Origin of the sequence: Curtobacterium sp. MCLR17_055 (assembly GCF_003234305.1) — a bacterium.
Classification (GTDB): Bacteria; Actinomycetota; Actinomycetes; order Actinomycetales; family Microbacteriaceae; genus Curtobacterium; species Curtobacterium flaccumfaciens.
The window spans coordinates 113406-133429 of record NZ_QKSX01000004.1 but is presented as its reverse complement, the minus strand read 5'-3'; the positions used below and the strand labels follow the sequence as shown (position 1 = coordinate 133429).

Sequence of the window (20024 nt, the reverse complement as noted above, 5' to 3'; positions counted from 1 at the left end):
AAAGGACGCCAGCATGGCGACTCCAGAGGAACCGATCCGACTCGCACTGGTCGACGACCACAGGATGCTCCTCGGCGCGCTCACGGAGTGGATCCGGAACGCGGCCGACGACATCACCCTGGTCGCCGCCGTCACGACCTGGCCCGAGCTCCTGACGAGCCCGGCGTTCCCGGTCGACGTGGTGCTGCTGGACCTGGACCTCAAGGACTCCATCCCGGTGTCGCTGAAGATCTCGACGCTCAAGACCGCGGGCGTCAAGACCGTCGTGATGAGCACGTACTCGGAGCCGAACGTCGTGCGCGAGGCCCTCGGTGCCGGCGCGCTCGGGTACCTGGTCAAGAGCGAGGACGCCGACATGATCGTCGAGGCGATCCGCTCCGCCCAGCGCGGCGAGCAGTACGTCTCGGCCGAGCTCGACCTCGCCATCAACAGCGGTGACGTCGGCGGTGTCCCGAAGCTCAGCGCCCAGGAGCGTCGCGTGATGGCCCTGTACGGCGGTGGCGAGCCCGTCAAGAGCGTCGCCTACCAGCTCGGCATCTCCGAGGAGACCGCGAAGAGCTACCTCAAGCGCATCCGCGAGAAGTACCGCGTCGCCGGCTTCGACGTGGGCACGAAGGTCGCGCTGCGGAAGCGTGCGATCACCGACGGCATCATCGTGCAGGACGGCAGCCCCCTGGGCCTGTAGCGCGCGCTCGTCGCGCATCGAGTGAGCAGAAGACGTCGGGTCCCGTCACGGAACCCGACGTCTTCTGCTCACTCGGGGCGGTCTTCCGCGCCACGTGACGGACGGGAGGCCCGTGGCGGCGTCGCCACGGGCCTCCCGTCCGGTGGGTGCGTGCGCGCACCCCGCGTGTCAGGCCGTCGGGACCGGTGCGGTGATCGGGCCGGTGGACGGTGAGGAGCGGACCGCGGCGCGACGGGTGCTCCGCCGCTCGACCGCGTAGCTGACCATCGTCACCAGGACGCCGAGCAGCGCGAGGCCGATGCCGAGCCAGCCCGGTGCGAGGAACCCGAAGCCGGCGGCGATGACGGCGCCACCCAGGGCCGCACCGATCGAGTTGCCGATGTTGAACGCCGAGTGGTTCAGAGCCGCCGCGATCGTGCGGGCATCGCCGGCGACGTCCATCAGGCGCGACTGCACCGCCGGCGGGATCGCCGACGAGGTCGCACCGAGCAGGAACGCGCCGAGCAGCATGCCCCAGAGCCACTGCGCCGTCAGGACGGTGATGAGCAGTGCGCCGATGAGCGCGAACATGCCGACGTAGATCGTGCGCTTCACGCTGTGGTCGGCCAGGTGTCCGCCGAGCACCCCGCCGACGACCATGCCGATGCCCACGACGACGAGCACGATCGGCACGAACGACTCGGGCATGCCGGTGACGTTCTGCACGAGCGGGGAGATGTACGAGTAGACCGCGAAGAACCCGCCGAACCCGACGGCGCCGAGGCCCATCACGATCCACACCTGCGGCACGCGGAATGCCCGGAGCTCACGGCCGATCGTGGCGTGCTCGTCGCGGGCGCTCTTCGGCACGAAGGCCGCGACGGCCAGGAACGTCAGGGCGAACAGCGCGGCGACGACACCGTAGGCGACCCGCCACCCGGCCACCTGTCCGACCCACGTGATCGCCGGGACGCCGACGACGTTCGCGACCGACAGGCCGAGCAGCACCATGGCGATGCCCTTGCCGCGCTTGCCCGGGCCCATCATGTCGCCGGCGACGATCGACGCGATGCCGAAGTAGGCGCCGTGCGGCAGGCCCGCGACGAAGCGGGCGACGAGCACCAGACCGAACGAGGGCAGCAGCGCGCTCGCGATCGTCGCGACGACGAACCCGACGAGCAGCACGAGGATCAGGCCCTTGCGCGGGAACCGGGCGGACATCGCCGCGATGGTCGGCGCACCGACCACCACCCCGAGGGCGTACGCGCTGACGAGCCAGCCGGCGTGGGCGATCCCCGCGTCGGGGTCGATGCCGTACTGCTCGGGGAGCAGGGCCTGCGCGATGTTCGGCAGCAGCCCCATCGCGACGAACTCCGTCGAGCCGATGGCGAACCCGCCGAGGGCGAGCGAGATGAGCGCGAGGGTGCGACGCGCAGGCGTGAGCTGTGACATGGGGCCTGTTCTCGTGCGGGCGGAGCGGGACGACGGTGCAGCACCCCACCGGACGGGGCGGCCGTGATGTCCTGGTCCGTCGAGTGTAGACCGCTCCAACGGACCAACGAAAGCCCGCGGGAGCTCAGGCCGCCTGGCGCTCCGGGGTGCGGGTCCGTGCGGTGGTCTGCTCGGGCAGCTCGTCGCGGTGCACCCATCCGGTGCCGCACTCCGCGCAGGTCGCCCAGGCGTTCTCGCCCTGTTCGTCCGTGTCGATGACGACCGTTCGCAGGTCGCAGTCGGGGCACCAGCCGTCGTGCATCATCACGCGCTCCTCATCGTCTCGGGGCCACCGGAAGTGGCTCGATGCAGACCATGAGACACCCGGCCACCGACATCCGAGGGACCGCTCCGGCGTGTCGGGCGACGCTGCGGTGCAGGATGACGACGTGCCCAGCGTCACGACCGTCCTGGCCTCCTGCGCCGCCGGCGCGCCCGCGAACTGCGAGGACGCGACCGACCCGATCGGGATCGTCATCGTCGTGGTGTTCGCGGTCGCCGGCCTCGTCCTACTGACGGTCGCCGCGGTCCTCGGCACCGATCCCCGTCGCCGCAGGCGTCCGCGTCGGCGCCGCTGACCGCTACTCGCCGAGCGCGGCCTCGAGCCGTTCGAGCTTGCCGTCGATCTCGCCGGTGTGCCCGGGTCGGATGTCGGCCTTGAGCACGAGCGACACCCGCGTGCCGTACGCACCGACGGCCTCGGTGGCGCGCTTGACGACGTCCATGACGTCGTCCCACTCCCCCTCGATCTCGGTGAACATCGACGAGGTGCGGTTCGGCAACCCGCTCTCGCGCACCACGCGGACAGCGGCCGCGACGGCGTCGTGCACGGACCCGTCGGACGTTGCAGCGGGACCACCGGACGGAGCGACGGAGAAGGCGACGATCATGCGTCCATCCTGCCCGGCTCGGGCTGGTCGCGCACGGACGGCGACGAGCGCGCCGACACCCGTCCGGACCCCGCAGCCCGCCCCATCCGCACCAGCACGACGACGCTCCACACCAGGATCGCCACCTCGAGCACGTTCCGGACCGTGAGCACCACGAGGATCCACGGCTGCACGCCGAGCAACTGGTCGTAGTACCCCGGGTAGATCACCTGCGTGAGCAGCGCCATCGGCAGCGCGGTCACCGCGATCGGCACGAACCGGCGCGCACTGGGGGTGCCGGCGGCCAGCCCCCACACGATCGGCACCGCGAACCAGCCGATGTACTGCGGCGACCCCACCTTGTTCGTCGCGATGAGCGCCGCGACGAACAGCAGCGCGAGGACCGGCGCGAGCTCGGCCCGACGGGCACCCCGGCGCGCGGCCCAGAGCGCGAGCACCACCCCGGCCACCACGACGACGGCCATCAGCGGCGTCGACACCGCGGCGGCCGCGGACGTGCCGGCACCGGACACCTCGAAGGTCAGGATCTCCTGGTCGTAGAACACCGCTGCACCCGGGACGCCGAACGCTGCGGCCCACATGAAGGGCGTCGCGAGCGGTGACTCGATCTGCAGCCCACGGCCGGTCTGCTCACCGACGAAGGACAGCAGGTACGGCGCACCGCCCCACAGCACGTCGACGAGCACGATCAGGGCGCTCAGCACCAGGGCTCCGGCGAGCACACCCCGTCGGTGTCCGCGACGCAGGAGCAGCAGCACCGCGACGAGCGCCGCGGGCCACACCTTCGTCCAGGCACCGGCGGTGAAGAGCGCGGACGCGACGGCCGGCCTCGAGGCCACGAACGCCACGCCCACCAGCGCGAACACCGTCGCGACGGTGTCGATCCGACCGAGCGCGATCGGCCCGAGCGCGAGCAGGAACAGCAGCCACCACCAGACGACCCGCACGCCGTGCACGCCGAAGCGGTCGGACGACCCCACACGCGCCCGGAACCGCCACAGGAACGCGCACGCCGCGGCATCGAGCAGCACCATCAGCAGCAACCAGCCCGTGCCGATCGACGCGACGCCCCCGAGGGCCGCCGCGGCCATCGGCACGATCGCCAGGATCGGGTACACCCAGGCGCCGTCGATGCCGACCCAGAAGTCCGCGGTCCGCCCGGTCTCGATCCAGCGGCTGTAGGTGATGGTCACGTCACCGAGCGGCAAGTTCGCCGACACGAGGGTCAGCCACCACAGGAACCCGTGCACGGCGACGAACGCCAGGACGAAGCCGGCGAGTTCGAGCCACCGGGTCGAGGTCCTCTGCACCGGACGAGCGTAGCGGCCGGACCGGGTCCGATCGCTGCCACGGACTCAGGGTCTCCCGAGCATGACGTGTCACCGTTCTGCTCGTGACCTCCGACACCCCGCGCAAGCGCCGCAAGGCCGTCATCTGGATCTCCGTCATCGCCGCCGTCGTCGTCCTCGGCGTCGTGGGCGCGGTGGTCTTCACGAACGTCTACACGAGCAACGAGAACGCGAAGGCCTCGGCCGCGCCGTCCGTCGCCGCCACCCGCGAAGCCTCCACCCTCGACGACACGGACCTGTCCGGCGAGTGGACGGTCGGCGGCGACTCGGAAGCCGGGTACCGCGTCCACGAGGTCCTGAACGGCTCCGACGTCACCGTCACCGGCCGCACCGACAGCGTCTCCGGCACCGCGACCGTCGACGGCACGAGCATCACTGCGGCGAAGATCACGGTGCAGGTCGCCGACATCACCACCGACTCCGACCAGCGCGACGCCTACTTCCGCGACTCCGCGATGGACGCGGCGGCCTTCCCCGAGGCCACCTTCGAACTCACCGGACCGATCGCCGACGCGGTCCCGAGCGGTTCCGACACGACGACCGTGACGGCTCCGGGGAAGCTCACCCTGCACGGCGTCACGAAGGACGTCACCGCAAAGCTGCAGGTCGGCCTGAACGGCGACGGCGTCGACATCTCCGGTTCGGTCCCGATCACCTTCTCGGACTACGGCGTGCAGGCCCCGAGCCTGGGGTTCGTCAAGGTCGACGACGCGGGTTCCGTCGAGTTCCTGGTGCACGCGACCCCCGCGAGCTGACGTCCGCGACGCGCGTCACGCCCGTGACGTGCCCGCCGACGGACGGGAGGCGCGGTGCCAGCTGGCACCGCGCCTCCCGTCCGTCCGTCGTCGCGTCCTGGAGCCGCACCCGCTGGCTGATGCGTGCGCATGTTGCGACCTTGCACCTGTCGAACCCGTGGTGTCCCGTCGGAACATGCGCACGAATCCATTGCGTGCGCATCCTTCGACAGAACACGCGTCGATCCCCTCGTGGATCGTCGGAAGGTGCACGCGCACCGACCGCTAGCCGCGCGCGTCCCCGTCCACGACCAGGTCCCGCACGACCCCCGGCAGCTCGGCGATGAGCGTCGTCATCGGGAACGGTCCGCCGCCGGACGCCCGCCGCGCCGCGAGCCCGTGCACCACCGCGGCCGACGCGGCCAGGTGCGCGAGGTCCGACGGCGTGAGCGACGAACCGGCCGCCTCGACGGAGCCCTGCCGCGCGGCGACGAGCGCCCCGAGGACCCCGCCCAGCACGTCCCCGGCACCGGCCGCCGCGAGCCACGGCGTCGCCGAGGACGCCACGAGCCGCACCGACCCGTCCGGGGTGACCACGTGGGTCCGCTCCCCCTTCAGCAGCACGACGCTGCCGGTCTGCTCCGCCGCACGGAGCGCCGCGGCGGCCGGGTCCTGCTCGATCTCGGCGCGGTCGGCCCCCAGGAACGAAGCGAGCTCACCGGCGTGCGGGGTGAGCACGGCGAGCGGCCCGAGGTCGACGAGCGGGATCGCCCCGGCGTCGACGACGACCGGGACGCCGTCGTCGGACGCGTGCGAGAAGCCCGCCGCCGTCGTCTCGTCCAGGTCACCGAGCGTCGGCGCCGAGATCCCGGAGCCGACGAGCCAGGCCTGCACGCGTCCGACGCCGGACACGACCTCGGGGCGGCGGGTGAGCACGTGGTCGGTGGCACGTGCGGGTCCGACGTACCGGACCATGCCGACGCCGGTGTGCACGGCGGCGTCGACCCCGAGCACCGCGGCGCCGGGGTACTGGTCGGACCCGGTCGCGACGCCGAGCACCCCGCGGCGGTACTTGGTGGACTCCCCCGTCGGCGCGGTGACCCACGCGGCGGCATCGGACGGTCGGACGGGCACGAAGTCGTTCACCGGCCCCACGTTACGGTGGAGCGCATGAGCCTGTTCCTGCCTGGTCGCGTGGTGGTCTTCGACTACGGCGAGGTGATCAGCCGGACGCCGCACGCCTCGCGGGACGCCCTCGTGGCCGCCACCGGGGTCCCGGCCGACGAGCTGTTCCCGGTGTACCAGGAGCTCCGGCACGACCTGGACCGCGGCGACCTGTCCGTCGTGGCGTACTGGCGTGCCATCGCGGAACGGACCGGACGGACCTGGAGCATCTCCGAGATCCACCGGTTCTGGGCGATCGACTTCACCGGGTGGTTCGAGGTCGAGCCGGAGACCCTCGAGATCGTCGAGGAGCTGCACGACGCCGGCACCCGTGTCGCCCTGCTCTCGAACGCGGGCTTCGACTTCGGCGACCCGTACCGCCGCTCCCCGATGGGCTCGCTGTTCGAGACCGTCGTGGTGAGCGCCGAGGAGCACGTCCTGAAGCCCGCGGCATCCATCTACCGCGACACCTGTGCGCGCTTGGGAATCGACCCGGGTCAGATGGTGTTCGTGGACAACAGGGCCGAGAACGCCACCGGTGCGGAAGCGATCGGGGCGGTCGGCCACCACTACACGTCGCCGGCGTCACTGCGGTCGTTCCTGACGGAACTGGCCGAGGCGCCGGCACCCGTCCTCTGAGGAGCCCGCGTGACGCACGCCCTGTTCGACCCGATCACCGTCCGTGACCTGACCGTCCGCAACCGCATCTGGGTCTCCCCGATGTGCCAGTACTCGGTGGACCAGCAGGACGGCGTCCCGACGCCGTGGCACCTCGTGCACCTGGGCGGGTTCGCCAAGGGCGGCGCCGGCGCGGTCGTCGTCGAGGCGACGGGCGTCGTGCCCGAGGGACGGATCACCCCGCAGGACCTCGGGCTGTGGAACGACCAGCAGCGCGACGCGTTCAAGCCGATCGTCGACTTCCTGCACGAGCAGGGCGCCGCGGCGGGTATCCAGCTCGCGCACGCCGGGCGCAAGGCGTCGACCTACCGCCCCTGGGACACCACGCACGGCACCGTCCCCGCCGACCAGGGCGGCTGGACCACGGTCGCGCCGTCGGCCGTGGCCTTCGACGGCTACGACGTCCCGCGCGAGCTCGCGGTCGAGGACATCCGCGTCGTCGCCCTCGCCTTCGCGCAGTCCGCCCGCCGCGCGGTGGAGGCCGGGTTCGACCTGGTCGAGATCCACGCGGCCCACGGCTACCTGCTGCACCAGTTCCTCTCGCCGCTGAGCAACCAGCGCACCGACCAGTACGGCGGCGCGCTCGAGAACCGTGCCCGCGCGCTGCTCGAGGTCGTCGACGCCGTGCGCGCCGAGGTCGGCGAGGGCTTCCCGATCGTCGTCCGGTTCTCGGCCACCGACTGGGTCGACGGCGGGCTCACGCTCGACGAGACCACGGTCGTCGCCCGCTGGGCCGCGGAGCACGGTGCCGACCTGGCCGACGTGTCGACCGGCGGCAACGTCGCGAGCGCGCCGATCCCGGTCGGCCCCGGCTACCAGGTGCCGCACGCCGCGGCGATCAAGCGCGACGCCGGCATCCCGACGATCGCCGTGGGCATGATCTCCGAGGCGTTCCAGGCCGAGCAGATCGTCGCGACCGGCCTGGCCGACGTCGTGATGATCGGTCGCGAGATGCTCCGCGACCCGTCGTTCGCGCTCCGTGCCGCCGTCGAACTCCGCGTGCCGGTCGACTACGAGCCGCAGCAGTACCACCGCGCGCGGATCACGGCCTAGGCGCGGTCGGTTCTGTACGGATTCACGGTCCGGCGACCGCGCAGGCAGTACGATTGGCAGCACTGTGGACGATCCCCCGAATAGTTCTTCGCCTCACTCATCGGCCGCTCACTCGGTGAGCTGCACGTCATCCCTGTGCGCGAACGGGGGTGAATCATGAGTCCGATCGACATCGTCATGCTGATCGGCGGCATCCTGCTGACCCTCGGCACGGGTGTCTTCGTCGCGTCCGAGTTCGCGCTGGTCAACCTCGACCGCGCCGACGTCGAAGCGCGGCGCGACCGCGGTGAAGCCGGCCTCGCACCGGTCATCGGCGCGCTGAAGGTCACCTCGACGCACCTGTCCAGCGCACAGCTCGGCATCACGCTGACCACGCTGCTGACCGGCTACCTGCTCGAACCCTCGATCGCGAAGCTGCTCGAGGCGCCGTTCCTGGCGATGAACCTGCCAGAGGGCATCGTCGAGACCGTCGGCTCGATCGTGGCGCTCGTCATCGCGACCCTGCTGTCGATGATCCTCGGCGAACTGGTGCCGAAGAACTTCGCGCTCGCGCTGCCCCTGCAGACCGCCAGGCTCGTGGTCCCGCTGCAGATCGCGTTCACGACGGTCTTCAAGCCCGCCGTCGCGCTGCTGAACGGCACCGCGAACGCCGTGCTCCGGTCGCTGGGCATCGAGCCGCAGGAGGAACTCTCCGGTGCCCGCAGCGCCGAGGAACTCACCTCGCTGCTGCGCCGGTCGGCGTCCGAGGGCTCGCTCGAGCAGGACACCGCGACGCTCCTCGAGCGCACCATCTCGTTCTCCGAGCTGAGCGCCAGCGACGTGATGACCCCGCGCCCGCGGCTCTCCACCATCCGCGTGTCCGAGTCCGCCGAGGACGTCATCGCCCTCGCCCGCAAGACCGGCTTCAGCCGCTTCCCCGTCATCGAGGAGGACGCGGACGACGTCGTCGGCATCGTGCACGTCAAGCAGGCCGTCGCCGTGCCGCGCGAGAAGCGTCCGGAGGTCCCCGTCGGGGCACTCATGACCGACGCCGAACGCGTGCCGGAGACCATGCCCGGCGACACCCTGCTCGCCGAGGTCCGCGGTCGCGGCTACCAGATGGTCATCGTCGTCGACGAGTACGGCGGCACCGCCGGGGTCGTCACGCTCGAGGACCTGATCGAGGAGATCGTCGGCGAGGTCTCCGACGAGCACGACCGCGCCCGCATCGACGTGGTCCGCTCCCGCGACTGGCTGACCTTCCCCGGTCTGCTGCGTCCCGACGAGCTCGAGGACCGCGCCGGCGTGAAGGTGCCCGAGGAGGGCCCGTACGAGACCGTCGGCGGGTTCGTCATGTCGACGCTGGGCCGCCTGCCCGTCGTCGGCGACGAAGTGCCACTGGACGGCGGCGTGTTCCGCGTCGAACGACTGGACGGCCGTCGGATCGACCGCATCCGCTGGACCCCGACGCGCCCGTCGACCGACACGGCGGCGACCGCGATCATCATCCCGTCCACCAAGAGCACCCCGACCACCACGAAGGCCGCGGCCACCACGACGAAGGGCAGCACCCGATGAGCTCCGACTGGTGGGGCATCTTCTGGCTCGTCGTCCTGTTGATGGGCAACGCGTACTTCGTCGCGGCCGAGTTCGCGGTCATCTCCGCACGCCGCTCCCAGATCGAACCGCGCGCAGAAGAAGGCTCCAAGGCCGCGCAGATGACCCTGTGGGCCATGGAGCACGCCACCCGCATGCTCGCGACGACCCAGCTCGGCATCACGGTCTGCTCGCTGCTCATCCTGAACGTGTCCGAGCCGGCGATCCACCACCTGCTCGAGGTCCCGCTGCACCTGACGGGCTGGAGCGCCGAGGTGATCGGCACCGTGGCCTTCGTGTTCACGCTGCTGCTCGTGTCGTTCCTGCACGTGGTGTTCGGCGAGATGGTGCCGAAGAACATCTCGTTCTCGATGCCGGACCGCGCCGCACTGCTGCTCGTCCCGACGCTCTGGTACATCGGTCACGGCCTGCACTGGGTCATCGTCGGCCTGAACGAGGTCGCGAACGCCGTGCTGCGGCTGTTCCGCGTCGAGCCCAAGGACGAAGCGGTGAGCGCCTTCACGGTGGAGGAGGTGCAGACCATCGTGGAGCAGTCACGCCGCGAGGGCACCCTGACCGACGACGGCAAGCTCGCCCTGGCGTTCGAGTTCACCGAGAAGAAGGTCCGTGACGTCGCCGTGCCGATGGCCGAACTCGTCACCCTGCCCGACGACGCCACCCCGGCCGACGTCGAGCACGCCGTGGCACAGCGCGGGTTCTCCCGCTACGTGCTCGTCGGCGAGGACGGCTCCCCCACCGGCTACGTGCACGTGAAGGACGTCATCGACCTGCGACCGGACGAGTTCGACGACCCGGTGCCGCCGAAGCGCATCCGCCAGCTCATCTCGCTCTACACCGAGATGGACCTCGAGGACGCGCTCGCGACCATGCGGGCCGCCGGGCGCCACGTGGCCCGCGCCTTCGACGCGGACGGCCGCACGATCGGCGTGCTGTTCCTCGAGGACATCCTCGAAGAGCTGGTGGGCGAGGTCGAGGACGCGACCCGACGCCGGTAGACGCAGCGGAAGGACGGACTGGAGGCGCGGTGCCAGCTGGCACCGCGCCTCCAGTCCGTCCGTGATCGCGACCAGGGCGACGCACGCCCCGTCCGCACTACCAGCTGACGGGCAGGGGCTTGCCCTCCTCGTACCCGGCGGCGGACTGGATGCCGACCAGCGCCCGCTCGGAGAACTCGGCGAGGGACGACGCGCCCGCGTAGGTGGCGGAGCTGCGGACGCCGGTGGTGATCATGTCGAGCAGGTCCTCGACGCTCGGGCGCTCCGGGTCGAGGTAGATCGTCGACGACGAGATCCCCTCGGCGAAGAGCGCCTTGCGGGCCCGCTCGTACGGGTCGAGCCGCTCGAAGCGCTCGCGGACGGCCTTCGCCGAGGCCATGCCCCAGCTCTCCTTGTACGCCTTGCCGGCGGCGTCGCGGCGCAGGACACCGGGGGCCTCGAGCGTGCCGGCGAACCACGAGCCGATCATGACGGCGGACGCCCCGGCTGCCAGCGCGAGGGCGACGTCGCGCGGGTAGCGCACCCCGCCGTCCGCCCAGACGTGCGCACCGAGCGAGCGGGCAGCCGCGGCGGTCTCGAGCACGGCGGAGAACTGCGGGCGACCGACGGCCGTCATCATGCGGGTGGTGCACATGGCGCCCGGTCCGACGCCGACCTTGATGATGTCCGCTCCGGCCCCGACCAGGTGCGCGACGGCGTCGGCGGTGACGACGTTGCCGGCGACGAGCGGGATGCCGAGCTGCAGCGACGCGACCGTGCGGAGTGCGCGGAGCATGCCGTCCTGGTGGCCGTGCGCGGTGTCGAGGACCAGGACGTCCACGCCCGCGGCGGCCAGCGCCTTGGCCTTGGCCGCGACGTCGCCGTTGATGCCGAGCGCGGCGGCGACCCGGAGCCGGCCGGAAGCGTCGACGGCGGGCGTGTAGATGTCGGAGCGGATCGCGCTCGTCTGGCTCGTGGTCCCGACGACCCGGCCGTGCCGCATGACCGGCGCGAAGTCGACCTCGGCGGCCGAGAGCACGTCGTACACGTGGCGGGGTGTGCCGGCGTCCTCGGCGTCGATCGCGGTCGAGGCGCCGTGCAGCAGGTCACCGAGGACGGCGTCGGGGCCGGCGGTGCCGAGACGGGTCGCGGGCACGCAGCCGAGGTACTCGCCGTCGGCGTCGCGGACGACCACACCACGGCCGGCCACCGGCAGGAGCTGCTCGAGAGCCTCGGCGACGGTGGTCTGCGCACCCATGTCGTAGGCGGTGTCGAAGTCGACCGGCTGGTCCTTCACCCAGCGGATCGCGGCGTCGAGGTCCTGCAGGTGCATGTCCTGCGGCAGCACGCCCAGACCACCGCGGCGGGCCAGGGTTGCGGCGAGCCGGGGGCCGGTGACGGAGTTCATGTTGGCGCTGACGATCGGGATCGTGGCACCGCTGCCGTCGTTCGCCGCGAGGTCGACGTCGAAGCGGCTCGTCACGCCCGAACGGCTCGGGACGAGGAAGACGTCGGAGTAGGTCAGGTCGTGCGTCGGCCGCGTCTCGTAGAACCTCATGCGCTCCACTGTACGGCTCCCGTCAGGGCCCCGACCGGGTGCTCGGGGGCTGCCGACTCGCGCCGCGGCTGACACGGAACGGACATGTCGGAGCGGCTAGGCTTGGCACCTGTGCGGCGCAGGGTTGCTCCGCACGACACACACGAGCATCTATCGACGGAGAGTGGGCGATCGGCTGTGTCGAGCCATCTGACCGGAACGGACGAGACCGCGGGCGAATTCGGGGCGAACGAGTGGCTCGTCGACGAGCTCTACGAGCAGTTCGTCGCGGACAAGGAGTCGGTCGACAAGTCCTGGTGGCCGGTCCTCGAGAGCTACCACCGCACGCAGGTCGGTGACGCTCCGGCTCCGGCGGGCTCCCCCGCGCAGCAGGCGCCGGCGCAGCCGGCACCGGCCCAGCAGGCACCCGCCCAGCAGCAGCAGTCGTCGACGCAGCAGCCGGCCACCGGGGACACCCCGGGCGAGGCGAAGTCGGGCCCGATCCAGGCGAAGACCACCTCGCGTCAGCCGGCGCCGCAGCCGATCCCGGCCGAGGCGAACGACGCCGCCGACGACCACGAGGAGACCCACGAGGACGTGGCGACCCCGCTCCGGGGCATGGCCAAGACGCTGGCGTCGAACATGGACGCCTCGCTGACCGTCCCGACCGCCACGAGCGTCCGGACGATCCCGGCGAAGCTGATGATCGACAACCGGATCGTCATCAACAACCACCTGCGACGCGCCCGCGGCGGCAAGATCTCCTTCACGCACCTGATCGGGTGGGCGATGGTGCAGGCGATCAAGGACTTCCCGAGCCAGAACGTCTACTACGAGGAGCGCGACGGCAAGCCGTTCGTCGTCGCCCCGGCGCACGTGAACCTCGGCATCGCGATCGACGTCCCGAAGAAGGACGGCACCCGCTCGCTCCTGGTACCGAGCATCAAGCGCGCGGAGACCCTGACGTTCGGCCAGTTCCTCTCCGCCTACGAGGACCTCGTCAAGCGTGCCCGCGACAACAAGCTCACCCCGGCGGACTTCCAGGGCACGACGATCTCGCTCACCAACCCGGGCGGCATCGGCACCGTGCACTCGGTCCCCCGTCTGACGAAGGGGCAGGGCTCGATCATCGGCGCCGGCGCCCTCGAGTACCCGGCGCAGTTCCAGGGCTCGGCGTCGAAGACCCTGGTCGAGCTCGGCATCGGCAAGACCATCACCCTGACGAGCACCTACGACCACCGCGTCATCCAGGGCGCCGGTTCGGGTGAGTACCTCAAGCACGTGCACGAGCGCCTGATCGGCGAGCACGGCTTCTACGACGGCATCTTCGCCGCGCTCCGGATCCCGTACAAGCCGATCCAGTGGGCGAACGACATCAACGTCGACCTGGCCCACCGGGTGAACAAGACCGCCCGCGTGCAGGAGCTCATCAACAGCTTCCGCGTCCGTGGGCACCTGATGGCCGACATCGACCCGCTCGAGTACCGCCAGCGCACGCACCCCGACCTCGAGATCGAGAGCCACGGGCTGACCTTCTGGGACCTCGACCGCGAGTTCGTCACCGGTGGGCTCGCCGGCACCACCTCGGCACCGCTGCGCGACGTCCTCGGGATCCTGCGCGACGCCTACTGCCGCACGGTCGGCATCGAGTACATGCACATCCAGGACCCGGAACAGCGTCGCTGGGTGCAGGAGCGCATCGAGGTGCCGTACTCGAAGCCCTCGAAGGACGAGCAGCTCCGCGTCCTCGGCAAGCTCAACGAGGCCGAGGCGTTCGAGACCTTCCTGCAGACCAAGTACGTCGGCCAGAAGCGCTTCTCGCTCGAGGGCGGCGAGTCCACCATCGCCTTCCTCGACACCCTGATCCAGCACGCCGCCGGAGCCGGACTGGCCGAGGTCGCGATCGGCATGGCCCACCGTGGCCGCCTGAACGTCCTGACGAACATCGCCGGCAAGACCTACGGGCAGATCTTCCGTGAGTTCGAGGGGTCCTCGCTGCCGGGCACGGTGTCCGGTCAGGGCTCCGGCGACGTGAAGTACCACGTCGGCACCGAGGGCGTGTTCCGCACGTCCGACGGCTCGAGCATCCCGGTGACGATCGCCGCGAACCCGTCGCACCTCGAAGCCGTCGACGGCGTGCTCGAGGGCATCGTCCGCGCCAAGCAGGACCGCGAGGCCCCCGGCAGCTTCGGTGTGCTCCCCGTGCTCGTGCACGGCGACGCGGCGATGGCCGGCCAGGGCGTGGTCGTCGAGACGCTGCAGATGTCGCAGCTCCGCGGGTACCGCACCGGCGGCACGGTCCACCTCGTCATCAACAACCAGGTCGGGTTCACCACCCCGCCCGAGTCGGCGCGCAGCTCGGTGTACTCCACCGACGTCGCGAAGACGATCCAGGCGCCGATCTTCCACGTGAACGGTGACGACCCCGAGGCCGTCGCCCGCGTCGCCGAACTCGCCTTCGCGTACCGCGAGGAGTTCCACCGCGACGTCGTGATCGACCTGATCTGCTACCGCCGCCGTGGGCACAACGAGGGCGACGACCCCTCGATGACGCAGCCGCTGATGTACAACCTCATCGAGGCGAAGCGCTCCGTCCGCACGCTGTACACCGAGGCCCTCGTCGGCCGTGGTGACATCACGCAAGAGGAGTACGACGAGGCGCACCGCGACTTCCAGGACCGCCTGGAACGCGCCTTCGCCGAGACGCACGAGGCACAGACCGGCACCATCCCGGTCATCGAGGTCGACGACGACGGTGCGGTGCAGGGGCTCGAACGCCCGGCCGCACAGCGCGACGACTCCGAGGTCGAGGTGCACGAGACCGCCGTGTCCGAGGAGCTCGTCCGGGCGATCGGCGACGCGCACAGCAACCCGCCCGCCGGGTTCTCCATCCACCCGAAGCTGCAGCAGCTGCTGACCAAGCGCACCGAGATGACGCGCAACGGCGGCATCGACTGGGCGATGGCCGAGCTCATGGCGATCGGCTCGATCCTGGTCGAGGGCAAGCCCGTCCGCCTCGCCGGACAGGATGCCCGCCGCGGCACCTTCGTCCAGCGCCAGTCGGTGTTCCACGACCGGGTGAACGGCCAGGAGTGGCTGCCGCTGTCGAACCTCACCGAGGACCAGGCCCGGTTCTACGTGTACGACTCGCTGCTGAGCGAGTACGCGGCGATGGCCTTCGAGTACGGCTACTCGGTGGAGCGCCCCGAGTCCCTCGTGCTCTGGGAGGCGCAGTTCGGCGACTTCGCGAACGGCGCCCAGATCGTCATCGACGAGTTCATCTCGTCCGCCGAGCAGAAGTGGGGACAGCGCTCCGGCCTCGTCCTGCTGCTGCCGCACGGGTACGAGGGCCAGGGGCCGGACCACTCGTCGGCACGCATCGAGCGCTACCTGCAGCTGTGCGCCGAGGACAACATGATCGTCGCGCGACCGTCGACCCCGGCGTCGTACTTCCACCTGCTCCGCCGGCAGGCCTGGGCCCGTCCGCAGAAGCCGCTCGTCGTGTTCTCCCCGAAGGCGATGCTCCGGCTCCGCCAGGCGACGAGCGCGGTCGAGGACTTCACGACCGGAACGTTCGAGCCCGTGCTGGACGACGCGCGGATCACCGACAAGGGCGCCGTGCGCCGCGTGGTGCTGCACTCCGGCAAGGTGCACCACGACCTGCGTGCCGAGGTCGACAAGCGCGGCATCACCGACGTCGCACTCGTCCGCCTCGAGCAGCTCGCCCCGCTCCCCCTCGACCGCATCCTCGAGGTCCTGGCGGGCTACCCGGACGCCGACGTCGTGTGGGCGCAGGAGGAGCCGGAGAACCAGGGCGCCTGGCCGTTCGTCTGCATGAACCTGTCGCCGCACCTGGGCGGTCGCCCGTTGTCCGTCGCGGCCCGCTCGGCGAGTGCCGCACCGGCCACGGGGTCCTCGAAGCGCTCCGCGCAGGAGGCCGCCGACGTCATCGACACGGCGCTGAGCGCGTCGGCCTAGTCACGGGAAGCGCCCCGTGCGGGAGTCCGAGGGACTCCTGCACGGGGCGGTTCGACGTTCGCCAGGAAGGTGGCGCTACGCGATCTTCGTGTACCGCACCCCGGCGTCGTGGTACCCGCGCTTCTGGTAGAACCGGTGCGCGCTGTCCGTCGCGGCCGCACTGACGGCGCTGAGGCGACGGGCGCCCTGCTCGACCGCCCATGCTTCGAACGTGCCGATGAGCGCCGAACCGGTGCCGAGCCTCCTGGCCGTGTCGTCGACGACCAGCAGCAGCAGCTGCGCCGTCGGCTCGTCGCTGGCGTACGCCCACGTGACCTGCGCGCCGGCGACCGCGACGACCCGGCCGTCGTCCCCCCGGACCACCCAGGTGCGGTGGCCGGCTTCGGGGGTGAGCCGGTCGAGGCGGGCGCGCATCGACGCATCGTCGACGTCGTGACCGAGCAGGCGGACGAGGGCGGCGACGTCGGCGACGTCCGTGTCGGACCAGGTGGTGGTCGACTCGACGGAGAGGGTCATGTCGGCCAACCTACCCGGGCCGTCGGTCGTGTTGCGACGGGGTTCCATAACAACTGATATTCATATACGCTGCTGTCATATCACCCGCCGGGTGAACCGACCGACAGGACAGCCATGCACATCACCTCCCGCCACGGCCGCACCGCCGCCTGGATCGCCTTCCCGCTCGCCGTCGTCGCGAGCGGTGCCCTCATCGCCACGGCCTCGTACGCCGCCTTCTCGAGCAGCACCGACAACGCCGCGAACAGCTGGCGCACCGGGGCCGTCTCCCTCACCGACGACGACCAGGGCGTCGCGATGTTCGACGTCGACGACCTGGTGCCCGGCTCCGCCGGCTCGAACTGCATCACGGTGACGGCGAACACCACCAACGCCTCGACCGTGAAGCTCTACGCCGCAGACGCAGCCGACGCCGACTCCCTCGCCGAGCACCTCGGGCTGACGGTCGAGCGCGGCAGCCTCGGCACCGCGGGCGACTGCAGCACCTTCACGGGGACGACCGTGCACGACGGGACCCTCGCCGACCTCATGGCGTCCGAGTCCTTCGGCACCGGCGTCGACGCGTGGAAGCCCACGACGGGCACGGCGAGCACGACCTACCGCTTCAGCTACGACCTGAGCGAGGGCGCGCCGAACACCGTGCAGTCGTCCGAGGCCGGCACCACGTTCGTGTGGGAAGCGCAGACCGACTGATCCCCGTCCCGATCCGTCCCGCCAGAACCGTCCGACCCGCCCGTCCCGCCCGACCCGAGGAGCAGCCGATGCCGAACGTCGCCACCCGCCGTCACGTCCGCTGCGTCTGCGACCTGCCCCGGCTGCTCCTCGCGGTCTCGGCACGGACGGTCCTCTGGTCGGTGCTGCTGCTCGCACTGTGGGCGTCGCTCCCCGCGGCGTTCGGGTGGCACGTCACGACGGTCGTCTCCGACTCGATGGCCCCCGGCATCCGGACCGGGGACGTCGTCGCAGCGATGCCCGTCGGACCCGACGGCCTCGAGGCCGGACGGGTGCTGCTCGTCGAGGACCCCGACCACCGGGATCGACTCCGTCTGCACCGGCTCGAGCGCATCGAACCGGACGGGGGCCTGCGTCTGCGCGGGGACGCGAACCCGACGGCCGACCGCACGGCCGTCGAACCCGCGGCGGTCCTCGGAGTCGGGGTGCTGCGGTTCCCGTGGATCGGGCTGCCGGGCGTCTGGATCCGCGGGGGCGACTGGACCGCCCTGCTGCTGGCCGGCGTCGTCACGGCCGTGCTCGTCGTCGCCGGGCGTGCTGATCGGGACGTCGTCGCCGGTCGCCCCTGCCGCACCTGCGGCACGCCGCGCCGTGATCTCCACTCGCCCGTGGTCGCGGAGCCCCGGACCGCGACCGTCACCACCCCGACGTCGACCTCCGCGCCGGTCGCGGTGTTCACGGCAGCGGCCATCACCCTCACCCTGCTCGCTGGAGCCGGCGCTGGCGCGGGCGCCGGGTTCAGCGGCTCGACCGGGACCGCCTCGGCCCTCGGCACCGGCGGCTTCGGGTGCTTCCACCAGCCGGCACCCGGCACGTCACTGGCGTGGGACTTCGCCGAGAAGAACGGCCCCACCGTGCTGGACACGTCGGGCCTCGGGCGGGACGGGACGCTCGGCGCCGGCGTCACCCGGGTCGACGGATCGTGTGACCAGAACCCGTTCATCAGCTTCGGGTCGAGCTCCGGTGCCGACGGCGTGGTCCACACGAAGGCCGCGGGAGCGGCGCCGCAGGTCTTCGCGCTCGAACTGTGGTTCCGGACCGACCGACAGGGCCGGATCATCGGCTTCGCCCAGCGGGCGACGGGCGCCACGAGCGCCTACGACCGGAACTTCTACACCGGACCGGACGGACGCCTGGTGTTCGGGGTCTGGGACGGCACGGTCGCGAAGGTCGTGCAGAGCACCGCCCGGGTCGACGACTCGTCGTGGCACCACGCCGTCGGACAGTTCCGCACGGGTCAGCTCGAGCTGTGGCTCGACGGCGCCCTGGTCGCTGCACGGACCGACGTCGCATCCGCAGCGTCGTACAACGGGTTCTGGCGAGCCGGCCACGGGCTCATCGACCCCACCTGGCCGAACACACCGACCGTCGACACCTTCGTCGGGTCGATCGACACCGTACGGGTCCACCCGACCTTGCTGACACCCGCAGCCGTCCGAGAGCACCACGCCCGAGGGAGATGATCCCGCAGACCCGCTCGCCCCGGACGGCGCGGCGTCAGTGCGTCGCCTGCTCCACCCGGATGCGCGCGAGGATCTCGCTGCGCAGCTGGTCGGGAGCGGTCTCCTTGCAGGCGCGACGGACGGTCTCCATGAGCACGACGCCGACGCGGTGCTCGGTCTGGCAGTCCTCGCAGCCGTCCATGTGCTCGCGGATGTCCGCGGCGTCCTCGTGGCGGAGCTCGTCGTGCAGGAACTCCTCGAGCTCGGCCTTCGCCTTCGAGCAGTCGCAGCCGCTCATCGTGCGTCCTTCCGTCCGGTGCGACCCGTGGCCGCGGTTGCCTTCGTCGTCTGTGCCGCGCCTCGTCCCCGTCCACGCATCGTCGCCGTCGACGCTGCGTCCGGGACGATGCCGGTCTCACGGGCGTGGTCCGCCAGGAGCCCACGGAGGAGCCGGCGGCCACGGTGGAGGCGGCTCATGACCGTCCCCACGGGGGTCTTCATGATGTCGGCGATCTCCTGGTACGAGAAGCCTTCGACATCGGCGAAGTACACGGCCATCCGGAAGTCCTCCGGGATGGCCTGCAGGGCGTCCTTCACGGCGGAGGACGGCAGGTGGTCGATCGCGTCGGCCTCGGCGGACCGGGCGGAGATCGACTGGGTGACGCTCTCCGCGCCGCCGAGCTGCCAGTCCTCGAGCTCGTCGATGGTGCCCTGGTACGGGTTCCGCTGGTTCTTGCGGTACGTGTTGATGAACGTGTTCGTGAGGATCCGGTACAGCCAGGCCTTCAGGTTCGTGCCCTGCTTGAACTGGCGGAACGCGGCGAAGGCCTTGACGAACGTCTCCTGCACCAGGTCCGACGCGTCAGCCGGGTTGCGGGTCATCCGCATGGCCGCACCGTAGAGCTGGTCCATGAAGGGCAGCGCCTGGTCCTCGAACAGGGACCGCAGCTCCCCCTCGGAGACGGTCTTCGCGTCCACCGGCTCGTCTGCGGCGTCGTCGAGGGCTTCGTGCTCCTCTTCGACGGCGTCGAGCTGCACCTCGGTCTCGTCGACCAGGTGGTGCGGAGCTGCCTGCGGTTCGTCGGTCGTCATCGCCGCCAAGTCTAGGCCGAGCGTGCCGAGCGTCGTCGGCACCGCGGTCAGCACGGTTGCCGTGCCGGTCCGCTCTCGTGCGAGTGTTGCTGTCGCCACTGATCCTCCCGGTGCGTTCAGTACCCTGGTGAACC

The 20024-nt window shown here is 71.1% G+C and carries 19 protein-coding genes; 10 read left to right on the top strand and 9 right to left on the bottom strand.

Annotation, left to right across the window (positions count from 1 at the left end; translation table 11 throughout):
• The first annotated feature begins 13 nt into the window (after nt 1–13).
• Nucleotides 14–685, top strand: coding sequence for a response regulator transcription factor (locus DEJ09_RS05240; RefSeq protein ID WP_017888182.1), 672 nt, complete (start codon nt 14–16; stop codon nt 683–685).
• A gap of 168 nt (nt 686–853) precedes the next feature.
• Here the strand turns inward: DEJ09_RS05240 and DEJ09_RS05235 are convergent, their stop codons facing one another.
• A complete protein-coding gene (locus tag DEJ09_RS05235) occupies nt 854–2116 on the bottom strand; it encodes an MFS transporter (RefSeq protein ID WP_111087827.1) in 1263 nt (420 codons plus the stop codon).
• Nucleotides 2117–2240: 124 nt separating this feature from the next.
• Nucleotides 2241–2420: a hypothetical protein gene (locus DEJ09_RS05230; RefSeq protein ID WP_111087826.1), complete on the bottom strand. Its 180-nt coding sequence runs from the start codon at nt 2418–2420 to the stop codon at nt 2241–2243.
• Between the two features lie 124 nt (nt 2421–2544).
• Between DEJ09_RS05230 and DEJ09_RS05225 the strand changes: the two genes are divergently transcribed.
• On the top strand, nt 2545–2733 hold the full coding sequence (locus DEJ09_RS05225) for a hypothetical protein (RefSeq protein ID WP_146245673.1): 189 nt from the start codon (nt 2545–2547) through the stop codon (nt 2731–2733).
• Between the two features lie 3 nt (nt 2734–2736).
• Here DEJ09_RS05225 and DEJ09_RS05220 read toward each other — a convergent pair whose 3' ends face one another.
• Complete coding sequence (locus tag DEJ09_RS05220; protein WP_111087824.1) at nt 2737–3045, bottom strand: thiamine-binding protein; 309 nt, start codon at nt 3043–3045, stop codon at nt 2737–2739.
• Nucleotides 3042–4355: a glycosyltransferase 87 family protein gene (locus tag DEJ09_RS05215; protein ID WP_111087823.1), complete on the bottom strand. Its 1314-nt coding sequence runs from the start codon at nt 4353–4355 to the stop codon at nt 3042–3044. Before DEJ09_RS05215 ends, DEJ09_RS05220 begins: the two co-directional genes overlap by 4 nt.
• A gap of 83 nt (nt 4356–4438) precedes the next feature.
• Here DEJ09_RS05215 and DEJ09_RS05210 point away from each other — a divergent pair, with 83 nt between their 5' ends.
• Nucleotides 4439–5149: a YceI family protein gene (locus DEJ09_RS05210; protein ID WP_111029191.1), complete on the top strand. Its 711-nt coding sequence runs from the start codon at nt 4439–4441 to the stop codon at nt 5147–5149.
• A gap of 264 nt (nt 5150–5413) precedes the next feature.
• Here the strand turns inward: DEJ09_RS05210 and DEJ09_RS05205 are convergent, their stop codons facing one another.
• Nucleotides 5414–6274: an ADP/ATP-dependent (S)-NAD(P)H-hydrate dehydratase gene (locus DEJ09_RS05205; protein WP_111087822.1), complete on the bottom strand. Its 861-nt coding sequence runs from the start codon at nt 6272–6274 to the stop codon at nt 5414–5416.
• A 24-nt stretch (nt 6275–6298) separates the two neighbouring features.
• Between DEJ09_RS05205 and DEJ09_RS05200 the strand changes: the two genes are divergently transcribed.
• The 4 genes from DEJ09_RS05200 to DEJ09_RS05185 all read left to right on the top strand — a co-directional run bounded on the left by DEJ09_RS05200 (nt 6299) and on the right by DEJ09_RS05185 (nt 10614).
• A complete protein-coding gene (locus DEJ09_RS05200) occupies nt 6299–6931 on the top strand; it encodes an HAD family phosphatase (protein ID WP_071244826.1) in 633 nt (210 codons plus the stop codon).
• A 9-nt stretch (nt 6932–6940) separates the two neighbouring features.
• A complete protein-coding gene (locus DEJ09_RS05195; protein ID WP_111087820.1) occupies nt 6941–8023 on the top strand; it encodes an NADH:flavin oxidoreductase/NADH oxidase in 1083 nt (360 codons plus the stop codon).
• Between the two features lie 156 nt (nt 8024–8179).
• Complete coding sequence (locus DEJ09_RS05190) at nt 8180–9580, top strand: hemolysin family protein (RefSeq protein WP_111087819.1); 1401 nt, start codon at nt 8180–8182, stop codon at nt 9578–9580.
• Nucleotides 9577–10614, top strand: a complete 1038-nt coding sequence (locus DEJ09_RS05185) for a hemolysin family protein (RefSeq protein WP_027465832.1) — start codon at nt 9577–9579, stop codon at nt 10612–10614. The genes DEJ09_RS05190 and DEJ09_RS05185 overlap by 4 nt, the downstream gene beginning before the upstream one ends.
• 97 nt (nt 10615–10711) lie before the next feature.
• On the opposite strand, the gene DEJ09_RS05180 is transcribed toward DEJ09_RS05185, so the two are convergent.
• Entirely contained in the window at nt 10712–12151 is a 1440-nt protein-coding gene (locus tag DEJ09_RS05180) for a GuaB1 family IMP dehydrogenase-related protein (RefSeq protein ID WP_111054022.1), read from the bottom strand.
• A 177-nt stretch (nt 12152–12328) separates the two neighbouring features.
• Between DEJ09_RS05180 and DEJ09_RS05175 the strand changes: the two genes are divergently transcribed.
• The gene (locus DEJ09_RS05175) at nt 12329–16108 is read left to right on the top strand and encodes a multifunctional oxoglutarate decarboxylase/oxoglutarate dehydrogenase thiamine pyrophosphate-binding subunit/dihydrolipoyllysine-residue succinyltransferase subunit (RefSeq protein WP_181433268.1); all 3780 of its coding nucleotides are present in this window, start codon (nt 12329–12331) and stop codon (nt 16106–16108) included.
• 75 nt (nt 16109–16183) lie between these two features.
• On the opposite strand, the gene DEJ09_RS05170 is transcribed toward DEJ09_RS05175, so the two are convergent.
• On the bottom strand, nt 16184–16624 hold the full coding sequence (locus DEJ09_RS05170) for a GNAT family N-acetyltransferase (RefSeq protein WP_027465835.1): 441 nt from the start codon (nt 16622–16624) through the stop codon (nt 16184–16186).
• Nucleotides 16625–16738: 114 nt separating this feature from the next.
• On the opposite strand from DEJ09_RS05170, the gene DEJ09_RS05165 reads away from it, so the two are divergent.
• Entirely contained in the window at nt 16739–17317 is a 579-nt protein-coding gene (locus tag DEJ09_RS05165; protein WP_111038583.1) for a hypothetical protein, read from the top strand.
• Nucleotides 17318–17385: 68 nt separating this feature from the next.
• On the top strand, nt 17386–18819 hold the full coding sequence (locus DEJ09_RS05160) for a LamG-like jellyroll fold domain-containing protein (RefSeq protein WP_111087818.1): 1434 nt from the start codon (nt 17386–17388) through the stop codon (nt 18817–18819).
• Nucleotides 18820–18853: 34 nt separating this feature from the next.
• On the opposite strand, the gene DEJ09_RS05155 is transcribed toward DEJ09_RS05160, so the two are convergent.
• A complete protein-coding gene (locus DEJ09_RS05155; protein ID WP_027465838.1) occupies nt 18854–19096 on the bottom strand; it encodes a zf-HC2 domain-containing protein in 243 nt (80 codons plus the stop codon).
• Nucleotides 19093–19890, bottom strand: coding sequence for a sigma-70 family RNA polymerase sigma factor (locus DEJ09_RS05150; protein WP_216852363.1), 798 nt, complete (start codon nt 19888–19890; stop codon nt 19093–19095). The genes DEJ09_RS05155 and DEJ09_RS05150 overlap by 4 nt, the downstream gene beginning before the upstream one ends.
• Nucleotides 19891–20024 lie beyond the last annotated feature (134 nt).